Origin of the sequence: Pelomonas dachongensis (genome assembly GCF_043555865.1) — a bacterium.
In the GTDB taxonomy this organism is placed as follows: domain Bacteria; phylum Pseudomonadota; class Gammaproteobacteria; order Burkholderiales; family Burkholderiaceae_C; genus Pelomonas; species Pelomonas dachongensis.
Map to the genome: position 1 here is coordinate 18,656 of NZ_JBIGHY010000009.1, position 13,867 is coordinate 32,522.

The window sequence follows — 13,867 nt, forward strand, 5'->3', positions numbered from 1 at the left end:
CGAATCTGGGGGCGCATGGGGCCAATGCAAGCAGGACTTGCCTGGCCGCGCAAAACGGTGCAGTTTAGCAGCGGGCCTCTGCAGCCTTTGACGCCTGACTACACTGCCGCGATGCCCGCGCCCCGCTACCTCACCGCCAAAGGTCGGCGCCCCAGCGTCCCCGATCCGATGCCGGTTGCACAGGCCCTGCGCGCCCACGAGAGCTTGGCCCGTCTGAGTGAACGGCTGGAGGCGTCCAAGCGCCGGTTGCGCGTCATTGCGCCGGCGCTGCCTGGCCCGCTGCTGGTCAGCATCCAGTCCGGCCCACTGGACGAGGAAGGTTGGAGCCTGCTGGTGGCCAATGCTGCCGTGGCCGCCAAACTGCGCCACCTGCTGCCGCGGCTGGAGGGGCTGCTCGCACAGGCCGGCCTGCCCGGGCGCATCCGCATCAAGCTGGCGCAGAAATAGAAAAACCCACGGTCGCAAGACCGTGGGTTTTCGTTGGTGCCGGCTATCGGATTCGAACTGATGACCTACCGCTTACAAGGCGGTTGCTCTACCAACTGAGCTAAGCCGGCGAAAACTGGGAGCGCGATTCTAGACGCTCGCAGCACGCGCCTCGCGAGAGGCGAGCGCTATTTCACGCGCTTGAGCGCCGGTCGAGGAGCGCCGCTCGGTGCGTCCGGCGACGGTGGCGTGTCGTCACCCTCGTCGTCCCCCGTCTCGCTGGCCAGCCGCAGGCCACTGCGACGCGGCTCGGCAGCGACCGGCGCGGGCTGCGGTGGCGCAGCGCCTTCGACCAGCGGCTCGGGGGCCGGGAAGGCCATGCCCTGACCGTTCTCGCGCGCATAGATTGCGACCACATGGTCCACGGGCACGACGATCTCGCGCGCCACACCGCCGAAGCGGGCCTTGAACTGGATGAACTCGTTGCCCAGGTCCAGCCCGCTGGTCGCATCGAAGCCGACGTTCAGCACGATCTCGTTGTTGGACACATACTCCATCGGCACCTGCACCGAGCGGTCGACGTGGACCGCGATGTAGGGCGTGAAGCCGTTGTCCGTGCACCAGTCGTGCAGCGCGCGGATCAGGTACGGGCGGGTGGACGTGCCGTTGCCCGCACCGCCGGGAGCGGGGGTCTGGTCCATCAGCGGCGCATGACCTTTTCAGACGGCGTCAGTGCCTCGATGTAGGCCGGGCGGCTGAAGATGCGCTCGGCGTACTTCAGCAGCGGCAGCGCGTTCTTGGACATGTCGATGCCGTAGTAGTCCAGGCGCCACAGCAGCGGGGCGATGGCCACGTCGAGCATCGAGAAGTCGTCGCCCAGCATGTACTTGTTCTTCAGGAAGATCGGGGCGAGCTGGGTCAGGCGGTCGCGGATCTGCGAGCGGGCCTTCTCCAGTTGCTTGTCGGTCGCCTTGACGGTCGTGCCACGGCCTTCGAGGACGTTCACGTGGGCGAACAGCTCCTTCTCGAAGTTCAGCAGGAACAGGCGCACGCGGGCGCGAGCCACCGGGTCGCCGGGCATCAGCTGCGGGTGCGGGAAGCGCTCGTCGATGTACTCGTTGATGATGTGCGACTCGTACAGGATGAGGTCGCGCTCGACGAGGATGGGCACCTCGTTGTACGGGTTCATCAGGGCGATGTCTTCCGGCTTCGCGAACAGGTCGACGTCACGGATTTCGAAGTCCATGCCTTTCTCGAACAGCACGAAACGGCAGCGGTGCGAGTAGGGGTCGGTGGTACCGGAGTAGAGGACCATCATGGCTTGGGCTCCCGAGGGGTCAGTCAATCAAAACGCGCGGCGGTGAGGCTGCGCTGAAAAAGCAAACGCAGTGGGTGGCTGGTTGTCCGCCCCACTGCGTGTTTGGCACCACCGTCGGGCGGTGCCGGGACTCGAAGATTTACTTCACGTCCTTCCAGTACGAGGCGTTCAGACGCCACGCAAAGATGGTCAGGAAGCCGAGGAAGATCAGCACGATCACACCCAGCTGGAAGCGCTGGCCCTGTGCGGGCTCACCCATCCACTGCAGGTAGGCGACGAGGTCGGCGACGGCCTCGTCGTACTGGCGCTCGGTCATCTTGCCGGGCGTCAGCTGCTCGTAGCCGGCGAAGACGTGGATCTTCTTGGCGTGGTCATGCGGGTCGGTGACCTCGTCAAACTTGGCGGCGCGCTGGCCCTGCAGCTCCCACATCACGTGCGGCATCGCGACGCTGGGGAAAGCCAGGTTGTTCCAGCCCGTCGCCTTGGTGTCGTCGCGGTAGAAGCTCCGCATGTAGGTGTAGAGGTAGTCCGCACCCGAGCCCTTGGACGCATCGGCGCGCGACCGCGCAATGACGGTCAGGTCCGGCGGGTTGGCGCCGAACCAGTCCTTGGCGTCCTGCGGGTTCAGGCTCACCTTCATCGTGTCGCCCACCTTGTCGGCGGCAAACAGCAGGTTGTTCTTGATCTCGGCTTCGGAGAGGCCGAGATCGCGCATGCGGTTGTAGCGGTTGAACGCCGCGGCATGGCAGTTCAGGCAGTAGTTGACGAACAGCTTGGCGCCGTTCTGCAACGCCGCCATGTCGGACATCTTCTCCTTGGGGAACTTGTCCCACTCGATGCCGCCACCGGCAGCATGGACGGCACCGCTCAGGCTCAGCGAAGCCAGCAGGATCGCAATCAGCTTTTTCATTGGTGTTCTGCTCCGCGGCTCAGTGGGCGTGGAAGGTCACGCGATCAGGCACAGGCTTGGGCGTGCCGAGCCGGCTCCACCACGGCATCAGCAGGAAGAAGCCGAAATAGAACAGCGTCCCGGCTTGCGCCACCAGCGTGCCCATGTCGCTCGGCGGCTGGATGCCCAGATAGCCCAGCACCAGGAAGAACACGACGAACACCGTGTAGACCCACTTGTGCCAGTCCGGGCGGTAACGGATGGACTTGACCGGGCTGTGGTCCAGCCAGGGCAGGAAGAACAGGATGATGACCGCGCCGCCCATGACGACCACGCCCCAGAACTTCGCGTCGAAGATCTTCAGCAGGAAGATCATCACGGCCGCGCCGACCAGCAGCGCGATCTTGGCCGGGCCACCGAACTTGCCCTTCAGGAAGCTCACGATGGCGGCGGCGCCGATCAGTGCGCACAACACGTTGACCATCGGATCGGTCGTCGCGCGGAGCATCGAGTAGAACGGCGTGAAGTACCAGACAGGTGCGATGTGCGCCGGTGTCTTCAGCGGGTCGGCCGGGATGAAGTTGTTGTACTCCAGGAAGTAGCCGCCCATCTCCGGGGCAAAGAAGATGATGGCAGTGAACACCATCAGGAACAGGCAGACACCGTACAGGTCGTGCACCGAATAGAACGGATGGAAGGGCACGCCGTCCAGCGGCTTGCCGTTCGCGTCCTTCGGGCCCTTTTTGATCTCGACGCCGTCCGGGTTGTTCGAGCCGACATCGTGCAGCGCCAGCAGGTGGGCCACCACCAGGCCCAGCAACACCAGCGGCACGGCGATGACGTGGAAGCTGAAGAAGCGGTTCAGCGTCGCGTCGCCGACGACATAGTCGCCGCGGATCATCAGCGCCAGATCCTCACCGACGAACGGCACGGCGGCGAACAGGTTCACGATGACCTGGGCGCCCCAGTAGGACATCTGGCCCCAGGGCAGCAGGTAGCCCATGAAGGCTTCGGCCATCAGGCACAGGAAGATCGCGCAGCCGAAGATCCACACCAGCTCGCGCGGCTGGCGGTAGCTGCCGTAGATCAGGCCGCGGAACATGTGCAGATAGACGACAACGAAGAAGGCCGAGGCGCCCGTGCTGTGCATGTAGCGGATCAGCCAGCCCCAGGGCACATCGCGCATGATGTACTCGACAGACGCGAAGGCCAGCGCCGCGTCCGGCTTGTAGTGCATCACCAGGAAGATGCCGGTGACGATCTGGATCACCAGCACCAGCAGTGCCAGCGAGCCGAAGATGTACCACCAGTTGAAATTCTTCGGAGCGTAGTACTCCGACATGTGGACCTTGTACGCATCGAACGCGGTCGGGAACCGGTTCTCCAGCCAGGTCATCGTCTTCACACCCACCGAGGCGCCGGCAGGGGCTTCCTTGAATTCAGCCATGTGTCGTCCCGTTTGTTCTCGTTAGGCCTTCTTGTCGTCACCGATCAGCAGACGGGTGTCGGACAGATACATGTACGGCGGGACTTCGAGGTTGTCCGGCGCAGGCTTGTTCTTGAAGACGCGGCCAGCCATGTCGAAGGTCGAGCCATGGCAGGGGCACAGGAAGCCGCCAGCCCAGTCGTTGGGCAGCGAGGGCTGGGCGCCGGTGGCGAACTTGTCGCTCGGCGAGCAACCCAGATGCGAGCAAATGCCGACCGCCACGAAGAACTCGGGCTTGATCGAGCGGTATTCGTTCTTGGCGTACGCCGGCGTCGGGTAGGCCTTGCGGTCCGAGTTGGGATCCGCCAGTTCGCCGTCGTGCTTCTTCAGGGCTTCAAGCTGCTCGGGCGTGCGGCGCACGATCCAGACCGGCTTGCCGCGCCACTCCACCGTCAGCTTCTCGCCGGGCTTGATGTTGGAGATGTCCACCTCGACCGGCGCGCCGGCCGCCTTGGCTCGCTCGCTGGGCGCGAAGGTGCTGACGAAGGGAACGGCGGTTGCAACACCACCCACGGCACCGGCACAGCCGGTCGCGATCAACCAGGTGCGCTTGCCTTGGTCCACTTGCTGGTCACTCATGAGGGTCCTCTGAAGAGACTTCTATTCGGGGCAGCCGAGGATTCTAGCGGACGCTGGTTTGCACTCCGCGGGACCGACGCCACCACGACCCACAGGTTTACCCGCCTTCTGCGGCCCGGGGCCTGCGGTCAACATCGCTGCGTACACTTCGGCCCGCCCCAAGGAGCCCCATTCATGAGTTTCTTTTCCGAGTTCAAGGAGTTCGCCGTCAAAGGCAACGTCGTCGACCTGGCGGTCGGCGTGATCATCGGCGGCGCCTTCGGCAAGATCGTCGACTCGCTGGTCGGCGACGTCATCATGCCGGTCGTCAGCAAGATCTTCGGCGGGCTGGACTTCAGCAACTACTTCATCCCGCTGGCGGGCCAAACGGCCACGACGCTGGCCGACGCCAAGAAGGAAGGTGCCGTACTTGCCTATGGCAGCTTCATCACCGTCTCGCTGAACTTCATCATCCTGGCCTTCGTCATCTTCCTGATGATCAAGCAGGTCAACCGTCTGCGCAGCGCACCGGCGCCGGCACCCGCGCCGGCCGAGCCGCCGCCCACGCCCGAAGACATCCAGCTGCTGCGAGAGATCCGCGATTCGCTGAAGCGCTAGGCCCCGACGTTCCGCCCGCCCGGTAAGCAATAGTTACCGGGCTTTTTTTTGCCAGGAAATTGGCACCTGCCGAAAACCCCTATGGGTGGCAGGCGCGATACTTTCGCAACTTCGTGCCTCATTGTTGATGACCGCGCCCGAGATCCGTCTGAATCCGCACCTCGAAGCCTCGCTGACCCGCATCCGACTGGCGGGCGAGCAGGCGGCAGAGCGCTGCGCGGAAGGTCTGGGTCTGTCGGCGCTGTCCGCAGGGCAGATCAAGCGGCGCGACGCGCTGCTGGCAGCTCAGTTCGTGTTCCGCCAGCAACAGGGCACGTTCATGCAGCGCTTCCTGCAGAGCCTGCGGCGCCAGATCACTGCCGAACAGAGCGAGACCAAGCCGGTCGCTGCTCCGTTGAAGAAGGACTGGGGCGAGTTGTCGTTGATGGACGACGACCAGGTCAACAACCTCGTCGCGGCGGACCGCATCGGGCTGGCCATCAGCCACCACTGCGAGTGGGAGTTGCGCGAGGTGGAGTCTTATGTGGCCAGCATCCAGGTCGGTGAGCGCAATCCGCTGCGCCCGGAACTGGTGGGCCAGGCACTGCTGGACGCCGTGCAGTCCATCACCGACGACGCGCTGAGCCGCCAGACCCTGACCGACGAGTTGACGCGCGCCCTGGCGCAGGAGATGCGCGCCTGCTATGGCGACATCGCCGAGCTGCTGCGTTCCCGCGGGCTGCGCCCTCAGGACCTGCGTGTCCGGGCCGCGCCCGATGGCAGCGTGTCGCGGCACGGCGGACTGGGCGCCCCGACCCAGCCCGGTGATCTCGATTCGAGCCACGGCGGCTTTTCGACGCGCGGCGGCAACTACGGTGGCTCGGGTCACGGCGGCCTCGGCCGCAGCGGCTTTGGCGCGGGCGGTTTCGGCGGAGGCTACGGCGGACGGAGCGGCGGCATGGGGAATGTCGACCCGCAGATGATGGACCTGCTGCGTCGCCTGGCCCAAACGCCGGCGGGCCACGAAAGCAGCACCGACGCCAACGCCCCGTCCAGCCGCATGGGCCTGGACACGCTCAGCAGCGAGCCCAGCGCCTGGGGGCAGATGCCGCTGCCGACCAACGTCATCCAGCAGCACCGCGACGAGCTTCGCCAGGCGGCCACGGGTCGTCTGGACCACATGGTCATCGATGTGGTCAGCAGCCTGTTCGACCAGATCCTCTCCGACCCCAAGGTGCCGCCGCAGATGGCGCGCCTGATCGCCCGGCTGCAACTGCCCGTGCTGCGCGCGGCGCTGGGCGACGAGACCTTTTTCTCGTCGCGCCGTCACCCGGTGCGCCAGTTCGTCAACCGCATGGCGTCGCTCGCCTGCGCCTTCGACGATTTCAGCGACGACCCCGGGCGCTCGTTCCTCGCGCATGTGCGCGACCTGATCCAGGACGTGGCCCAAGGTGATTTCGACCGCATGGACGTGTACACGGCCAAGCTGGACGACCTGGAAGCCTTCATCGCCGAGCAGGCGCGCAACACGCTGAAGGCGACCGGCGACGCCGCCGCCGTCGTCGAGCGGCGCGAGACCGACCTGCGTCTGCAGCAGCGCTATGCGCTGCAACTGCAGCAGCAGCTGGCACGGGTGCCGATGCAGGAGTTCCTGCGCAGTTTCCTGTCGGGCGTGTGGAGCCAGGCCATCGTGCTGGCCTCGCGCGAGGGCGCGCCGGAGCGCGCGCTGCGCCTGCGCACACTAGGCCGCAGCCTGGTCATGAGTGTGCAGCCCAAGGGCGGCACGGCAGCGCGCGCGGACTTCCTGCGCGAGTTGCCCAACCTGATGCGCACGCTCAACGAGGGGCTGGACCTGATCCGCTGGCCGGATGGCCCGCGTAAGGACTTCTTCGGCGCGCTGCTGCCGGCCCATGCCGAGTCGCTGAAGGGCCAGGCCCCCAGTGCGCTGGACACCAACCTGCTGATCAAGCAGCTGGACCAGATCTTCGGCGTCCCGCCGCCGGCCGAGGCCGACCTGAGCAAGCCCATCGCCGGCGAGTCGCAACCCGGCGAGCTGGACGCCAGCCAGCGCCTGACGCCGGCCGAGGCCAAGAGCCTGGGCCTCGTCGAGGACGCCGCCGTGGATTGGAACGGCGAACTGGATCTCGACCTGTCCGGCAACGACGCACAAGCCGAGCCGCTGCAGGCGGTAGATATTTCCATCGACGGCCTGCCCGCCGCCGAGGCCGCACCCGAGGCCGCCAGCGGGGCCACGCTGATGGACAACATGCAATTGGGCTTCGCATATCAGATGCACACCGGCACCGAGTGGCAGAAGATGCGCCTGGCCCATGTCAGCGCCGGTCGCAGCTTCTTCATCTTCACGCGCGGCAACCGCCACCAGGAAACGGTGACGATGACGGCCCGCATGCTTCGCAAGCTGTGCGAGGCCGACCGCATGCGCGCCTTCGAGCCCGCGCTGCTGCTGGAACGCGCGACAGCCCGGGCGCGCGCGCAGCTTGCGGCGCTCAGTCCGGCGCGCTAAGTCCTGGCGCCGCCGCCCAGCACGCGGGCCGGCAGCATGACGATGGCGCGCAGCAGCGCGAACACGCCGTCTACCGCGACACCCAGCAGCCGGAATGGCAGCGTGATGAACCACACCAGCGGCCACAGCAGCAGCGCGATCAGGGCCAGCGGCCAGCAAAGCACGAACAGCACACACCACAGCAGAAAACCGAACATCTCGGAACTCCAGACTTGGAAGCCCGCCTCGGGCGACAGCATCAGACTCTAGGGACGACCGCATGCGGCCGCCCTCGCCATGCGACGAAACCGCGATCCCGCGGCATGACCCGCTCAGACGCGGCGCTGGCCGGCCACATAACAGGCCGCCAGGTTGCGCTCGTCGGCCAGCGTCATCCACGCGAAAACGCGCTCATGCAGCTCGCGGGCGACGGCGTCGCGCGCCTCGGCCACCGGCCCCTTCGCCCAGTCCCACACGCAGATGTCGGCCGCCTGCCCGACCGACAGGCCGCCGATCTCGTCGCCCAGCCGCAGCGCCTCGGCCGCGCCGCGGGTGGCGGCATGCAGCGCGGTCCAGGCGGTCAGCCGCTCGCCGCGCATCGCCTGCACCTTGTAGGCATCGCCCATGTTGCGAATCAGGCTCAGCGAGGTGCCGCCGCCCACGTCGGACGCCAGGCTGACATTGAACGGCGCACCCGACCAATCGAACAGCCCGCTGCCCAGGAACAGGTTGCTGGACGGGCAATGCGCGACCTGCGCGCCGCGGTCGGCCAGCAGTCGGCGGTCGGCGTCGTCCAGCCAGATGCCGTGCGCCAGCACCGCGCGCTCATGCACCAGACCCACGCGGGCGTAGACGTCCAGGTAGCTGCGCGCATCCGGGAACAGCTGCGCCACCCACTCGACCTCGGCCCGGTTCTCGGCCACATGAGTCTGCATATAGAGGCTGGCGTCGCCCCGGCACAGCGCGCCGGCCATGGCCAGCTGCTCGGGGGTGCTGGTGGGCGCAAAGCGAACTGTCACGGCAAAGGCATTGCGGCCCCGGCCGTGGAAGCGGTCGATGAGGTCGATGCAGTCGCGCTGGGCCTGCACCACGTCGTCACGCAGCCCGTCGGGCGCATGGCGGTCCATCAGCACCTTGCCGGTGACGAGCCGCATGGCGCGCGCCGCCGCGCCCTCGAACAGCGCCTCGGCGGAGACCTTGTGCACCGTCGGGAACACGACGGCCGAGGTCGTGCCACTGGTCAGCAGCGCGTCCAGGAACACCTCGGCGCCGCGTTTGGACCGGGTCGGGTCGGCAAACGCGCACTCGGCCGGGAAGGTGTAGCGCTGCAGCCAGTCCAGCAGTTCCGTGCCGTAGGAGGCGATGACGTCCAGCTGCGGGCAGTGCACATGCGTGTCGATGAAGCCCGGCAGCACCAGCTTGCCGGCATGGTCCTTGCGCACCCAGGTGTCATCCGGCTCGGCGGCCTGGCGCCCGACGATGCGGCCGTCCTCGATCAGCAGCCAGTGGTCGCGGTCGAACCGCACCGCCGTGGCATCCACGTCGCCCCAGGCCGGTGCGGCCGTGAAGTCCAGCAGATCGCCTCGCAAGGCCCATCGGCGCGGGGCGTCGAATGATTTTTCCTGGTTAGTAAAACTCATATGGCAATTCTGAAGCAAGGCGGGAGAATCGAGGCCAGCATGAATACCCGCCCCATCCGTTTCTTCCACCGCGGCGAGGTCGTCGAGGTGGACGGTTTGCCCACGACGACCACGGTCCTGCAATACCTGCGCGAGCACGCCGCCTGCATCGGCACCAAGGAAGGCTGCGCCGAGGGCGACTGCGGCGCCTGCACCGTCATCCAGGGCGAGCTGGACGCGTCAGGGCAGTTGCAGCTACGCAATGTCAATGCCTGCACGCAGTTCCTGCCCACGCTGGACGGCCGCGCGCTGCTGACGGTGGAGGATGTGGGCGGCCCGCAGAACCTCAACCCCGCGCAGCAGGCCCTGGTGGACTGCCACGGTTCTCAGTGCGGTTTCTGCACGCCCGGTTTCGTCATGACGATGACCGCCTGCTACGAGGCCCACCAGGCTGCCGGCACGCGGCCCACGCGCCAACAACTGGCCGACGACCTGGCCGGCAACCTGTGCCGCTGCACGGGCTACCGGCCCATCCTGGATGCCGGCGAGGCCATGTTCGACGCGCCGGCGCGCTGCCTGGACCGCGCGCCCCTCATCGCAGCGCTGCAGGACCTGCGGGCCGACGGGCCGCTGGATTACACGCACGCCGGCGCGTGCTTCAACGCGCCGCAGACCGTGCCCGACCTGGCCCTGCTTTGCGAGACCTACCCCGCCGCCACGCTGCTGGCCGGCTCCACCGACATCGGCTTGTGGGTCAACAAGCAGTTCCGCGAACTGCCGCACCTGATCTACACCGGCCGCGTCGACGCGCTGCGCGAGATCCGCGACGAGTCCTTCCACGGCCAGCCCGGCCTGTGGATTGGCGCCGCCGCGTCGCTGGAGGAAGCGTGGGCCAAGCTCACCGAACTGACGCCGTCGCTGGCCGAACTGTGGCGCCGCTTCGCGTCGCCGCCGGTGCGGCATGCCGGCACGCTGGGCGGCAACATCGCCAACGGCTCGCCCATCGGGGATGGCGCGCCGGCGTTGATCGCGCTGGGTGCCGAGGTCGTGCTGCGCCGCGGTTCACAGCAACGCCGTCAGCCGCTGGAAGCCTTCTACCTGGATTACATGAAGAAGGACCTGCAGCCCGGCGAGTTTGTCGAGGCGCTGCACCTGCCCCGGCCGGACATGAGTTGGGCCATCTCGGCGCACAAGATATCCAAGCGGCACGACAGCGACATCTCCGCTGTCTGCGCCGTGCTGGCGCTGCAGCTGCGCAACGGCACGGTGCAGCAGGCGCGCTTCGTGTTCGGCGGCATGGCGGGCATCGTCAAGCGCGCCGCCCTGGCCGAGGCCGCCGTCGTGGGCCAGCGATGGGTCGAGGCCACCGCCGAAGCGGCCGCGCTGGCGCTGCCGAGGGACTTCCAGCCACTGACCGACATGCGCGCAAGCGACAGCTATCGCCTCAAGGTCGCGCAGAACCTGCTTCGCAAGCTGTGGCTGGAAACGCTCGACCGCCGCACGATCACCGTCTGGCGCTCGGGGAGGCTGGCGGCATGAACAAGCCCGACGCGCTGTTGATGCCTGCGCCCGTGGTCGGCACATCGCGGCCGCACGAGTCCGCGCACCTGCATGTCAGCGGCGCCGCACCTTACACGGACGACCTGCCCGAGCCCGCCGGCACGCTGCATGCGGCGCTGGGCCTTTCGCCCATCGCGCACGGCCGGCTGACGAGCCTCGACCTCGATCGCATCCGCCGCATGCCCGGCGTCGTCGCCGTGCTGAGCGCGGCCGACATCCCGGCCGAGAACAACTGCGGCCCGCTGCTGCACGACGACCCCATCTTGGCGGGTGACGAATTGCGCTACGTCGGCCAGCCGGTGTTCGCCGTCATCGCAACGAACCGCGAGTTGGCACGTCGCGCGGCGGCGCTCGCCAAGCAGGTCATCCAGGCCGAGCCGCTGCCGCCCGTCCTGACCGCGCTCGAAGCGCATGCGGCGGGCCAATACGTGCTGCCGCCCATGCACTTGACGCGCGGCGAGCCGGCCGCCCACCTCGCCACCGCGCTGCACCGCCTGCAAGGCACGTGGAGCCTGGGCGGCCAGGAGCAGTTCTACCTAGAGGGCCAGATCAGCCTGGCCGTGCCGCAGGAAGGCGGCGAAGGCCTGCTCGTGCACTGCTCCACGCAGCACCCGAGCGAGATGCAGCAGCTCGTCGCGCATGCCTTGGGCTGGCACGCGCACCGCGTGGCCGTGCAGTGCCGACGCATGGGTGGCGGTTTCGGCGGCAAGGAGTCGCAGTCGGCGCTGTTTGCCTGCGTCGCGTCCATCGCCGCGCTGAAGCTGGGCAAGCCGGTCAAGCTGCGCGTGGACCGCGACGACGACTTCCTCATCACCGGCCGCCGCCATGGCTTCGACTACCGCTGGGACGTGGGATTCGACGATGAGGGCCGCATCCTCGCCGTGGACATCGCCCTGATCTCCAACGCCGGCCACAGCGCCGACCTGTCCGCGCCGGTCATGGCCCGCGCGCTGTGCCACTTTGACAACGCCTACTGGCTGCCCCACCTGGCCATGCACGGCTACTGCGCCAAAACCAACACGCAGAGCAACACCGCCTTCCGCGGTTTCGGCGGCCCGCAGGGCGCCATCGCGATCGAGATGATCCTGGACGGCGTCGCGCGCCGTCTGGGACTGGACGGCACCACCGTGCGCGAACGCAACTTCTACGCGGCTGGTCAGGACACGACGCCCTACGGCCAGCAGGTCGAGGAGCTGCATGCCCAGCCGCTGACGGCGCGACTGCTGGCCAGCAGCCGCTACGCCGAACGCCGCGCGGAGATCGCCGCGTTCAACGCCGGCAGCCGCGTGTTGAAGAAGGGCCTGGCCTTCACGCCCGTCAAGTTCGGCATCTCCTTCAACGTGGCCCACCTGAACCAGGCCGGCGCGCTGGTGCATGTCTACACCGACGGCTCCGTCCTGGTGAACCACGGTGGCACGGAGATGGGTCAGGGACTGAACACCAAGGTCGCACAGGTCGTGGCGCACGAACTGGGCCTGCCGTTCTCGGCGGTGCGCTGCTCGGCCACCGACACCAGCAAGGTCGCCAACACATCGGCCACCGCAGCGTCCACCGGCAGCGACCTGAACGGCAAGGCCGCGCAGGATGCGGCGCGCAAGATCAAGGCGCGGCTGGCGGCGCTCGCGGCCGAGCGCTTCGGCTGCGCGGTGGAGCTGGTCGCGTTCGCCGACGGCCAAGTCAGCGGCGGAGGGCACAGCCTGCCTTTCACTGAGCTGGTCGCCGCGGCGTATCTGAAGCGCATCCAGCTGTGGAGCGACGGCTTCTACGCGACGCCTGGACTGCACTGGGACAGAGCCAAGCTGCAAGGCCACCCGTTCTACTACTACGCCTGGGGCGGCGCCGTCTGCGAGGCGCTGATCGACACGCTGACCGGCGAGAGCCGCATCACGCGCGCCGACCTGCTGCATGACGTGGGCACAAGCCTGAACCCGGCGCTGGACATCGGCCAGATCGAAGGCGGCTTCATCCAGGGCATGGGCTGGCTGACGATGGAAGAGCTGGTGTGGCATCCGAACACCGGCAAGCTGACCACGCACGCGCCGAGCACCTACAAGATCCCGACGGCCAACGACTGCCCCACAGAGTTCCGCACCGAGCTGTTCGGCATTGCGAACGCCAGTGAGACCATCCACCGCAGCAAGGCCGTCGGCGAGCCGCCGCTGCTGCTGGGTTTTGCGGCGCTGCTGGCCATCAAGGACGCCTGCGCGGCCTGCGGGCCCGAGCACTGCGACCCGCCGCTGCAGGCACCGGCCACGGCCGAGGCGGTGCTGGCCGCCATAGACTCCATGCGATGAAATTCATCGCCAGCCTTTGCGCCGCCCTGTTGATGGCCGGCTGCGCCAGCGTCGAGCCGCCCGCCCCGCAGATCGTCAGCGTCGAGGCCTGGGGCGGCACGCCGGCCAGCGCACCGGCGCCCGCGCAGCAGATCAGCAAGATCACCCTCCACCACCAGGGCGAGATCTGGAAGGACGGCACCGATGTGCAGAACTACCTGCGCCGGCTGCAGCAGTGGTCGCGCCTGACCAAGCGCTGGGCCGACATCCCCTACCACTACGTCATCGCGCCCGATGGCCGCATCTACGCGGCACGGCCGCTGCAGCAGGCCGGCGACACCAACACCGAGTACGACCCCCGCGGCCACGCGCTGGTCATGCTGGTCGGCAACTTCGAGGAACAGCAGCCCACGCCCGCGCAGCTGAACGCCGCCGTCGACCTGACCGCCTGGCTGGCGCGCGAAAACAAGCTGGGGCTGGACGACATCGCCAGCCACAAGGACTACAGCCGGCAGACAGTCTGCCCGGGGAAGAACCTGTACGCCTATCTGGAATCGGGCTGGTTCAAGGGCGAGGTGGGACGGCGGCTGGAGGCGAGGTGATCTGCGCGTTGCACGCAACGGCAGCGTGGTGACCCG

The 13,867-nt window shown here is 67.6% G+C and carries 13 protein-coding genes and 1 tRNA gene; 6 read left to right on the forward strand and 8 right to left on the reverse strand.

Translation table 11 applies throughout. From position 1 onward, the window contains the following. Positions 1-111 precede the first annotated feature (111 nt). Positions 112-447 carry a hypothetical protein gene (locus ACG02S_RS20935; RefSeq protein ID WP_394472432.1) on the forward strand — a complete coding sequence of 112 codons (336 nt, stop codon included), beginning with the start codon at positions 112-114 and terminating at the stop codon, positions 445-447. A 34-nt stretch (positions 448-481) separates the two neighbouring features. Here the strand turns inward: ACG02S_RS20935 and ACG02S_RS20940 are convergent. The 6 genes from ACG02S_RS20940 to petA form a co-directional block, all read right to left on the reverse strand. Further along, a tRNA-Thr gene (locus ACG02S_RS20940) sits at positions 482-557 on the reverse strand. Positions 558-614: 57 nt separating this feature from the next. After that, positions 615-1,127: a ClpXP protease specificity-enhancing factor gene (locus ACG02S_RS20945; protein ID WP_394472433.1), complete on the reverse strand. Its 513-nt coding sequence runs from the start codon at positions 1,125-1,127 to the stop codon at positions 615-617. Further along, positions 1,127-1,744: a glutathione S-transferase N-terminal domain-containing protein gene (locus tag ACG02S_RS20950; RefSeq protein WP_310329329.1), complete on the reverse strand. Its 618-nt coding sequence runs from the start codon at positions 1,742-1,744 to the stop codon at positions 1,127-1,129. Before ACG02S_RS20950 ends, ACG02S_RS20945 begins: the two co-directional genes overlap by 1 nt. Before the next feature lie 139 nt (positions 1,745-1,883). Continuing rightward, positions 1,884-2,654, reverse strand: coding sequence for a cytochrome c1 (locus ACG02S_RS20955; protein ID WP_394472434.1), 771 nt, complete (start codon positions 2,652-2,654; stop codon positions 1,884-1,886). A 19-nt stretch (positions 2,655-2,673) separates the two neighbouring features. Further along, positions 2,674-4,080, reverse strand: a complete 1,407-nt coding sequence (locus ACG02S_RS20960; protein ID WP_394472435.1) for a cytochrome b N-terminal domain-containing protein — start codon at positions 4,078-4,080, stop codon at positions 2,674-2,676. A gap of 21 nt (positions 4,081-4,101) precedes the next feature. After that, positions 4,102-4,698: a ubiquinol-cytochrome c reductase iron-sulfur subunit gene (gene petA / locus ACG02S_RS20965; protein ID WP_394472436.1), complete on the reverse strand. Its 597-nt coding sequence runs from the start codon at positions 4,696-4,698 to the stop codon at positions 4,102-4,104. A gap of 174 nt (positions 4,699-4,872) precedes the next feature. Between petA and mscL the strand changes: the two genes are divergently transcribed. Both mscL and ACG02S_RS20975 read left to right on the forward strand, forming a co-directional pair. Then, positions 4,873-5,295: a large conductance mechanosensitive channel protein MscL gene (gene mscL / locus ACG02S_RS20970; RefSeq protein ID WP_394472437.1), complete on the forward strand. Its 423-nt coding sequence runs from the start codon at positions 4,873-4,875 to the stop codon at positions 5,293-5,295. A gap of 127 nt (positions 5,296-5,422) precedes the next feature. Then, positions 5,423-7,798 (forward strand): DUF1631 family protein, encoded by a 2,376-nt coding sequence (locus tag ACG02S_RS20975; RefSeq protein WP_394472438.1) that lies wholly within the window; start codon positions 5,423-5,425, stop codon positions 7,796-7,798. Here the strand turns inward: ACG02S_RS20975 and ACG02S_RS20980 are convergent. Further along, positions 7,795-7,995: a hypothetical protein gene (locus tag ACG02S_RS20980; protein ID WP_394472439.1), complete on the reverse strand. Its 201-nt coding sequence runs from the start codon at positions 7,993-7,995 to the stop codon at positions 7,795-7,797. The genes ACG02S_RS20975 and ACG02S_RS20980 overlap by 4 nt on opposite strands. A 114-nt stretch (positions 7,996-8,109) precedes the next feature. After that, a complete protein-coding gene (gene guaD, locus ACG02S_RS20985) occupies positions 8,110-9,417 on the reverse strand; it encodes a guanine deaminase (RefSeq protein WP_394472440.1) in 1,308 nt (435 codons plus the stop codon). Between the two features lie 39 nt (positions 9,418-9,456). Between guaD and xdhA the strand changes: the two genes are divergently transcribed. From xdhA to ACG02S_RS21000, 3 genes are read left to right on the forward strand one after another with little or no spacing between them, the layout of a single operon-like run. Continuing rightward, positions 9,457-10,935 (forward strand): xanthine dehydrogenase small subunit, encoded by a 1,479-nt coding sequence (gene xdhA, locus ACG02S_RS20990; RefSeq protein ID WP_394472441.1) that lies wholly within the window; start codon positions 9,457-9,459, stop codon positions 10,933-10,935. Then, positions 10,932-13,250: a xanthine dehydrogenase molybdopterin binding subunit gene (xdhB, locus tag ACG02S_RS20995; protein ID WP_394472442.1), complete on the forward strand. Its 2,319-nt coding sequence runs from the start codon at positions 10,932-10,934 to the stop codon at positions 13,248-13,250. Before xdhA ends, xdhB begins: the two co-directional genes overlap by 4 nt. Next, positions 13,247-13,831: a peptidoglycan recognition protein family protein gene (locus tag ACG02S_RS21000; protein ID WP_394472443.1), complete on the forward strand. Its 585-nt coding sequence runs from the start codon at positions 13,247-13,249 to the stop codon at positions 13,829-13,831. Before xdhB ends, ACG02S_RS21000 begins: the two co-directional genes overlap by 4 nt. The last annotated feature ends 36 nt before the right edge of the window (positions 13,832-13,867 follow it).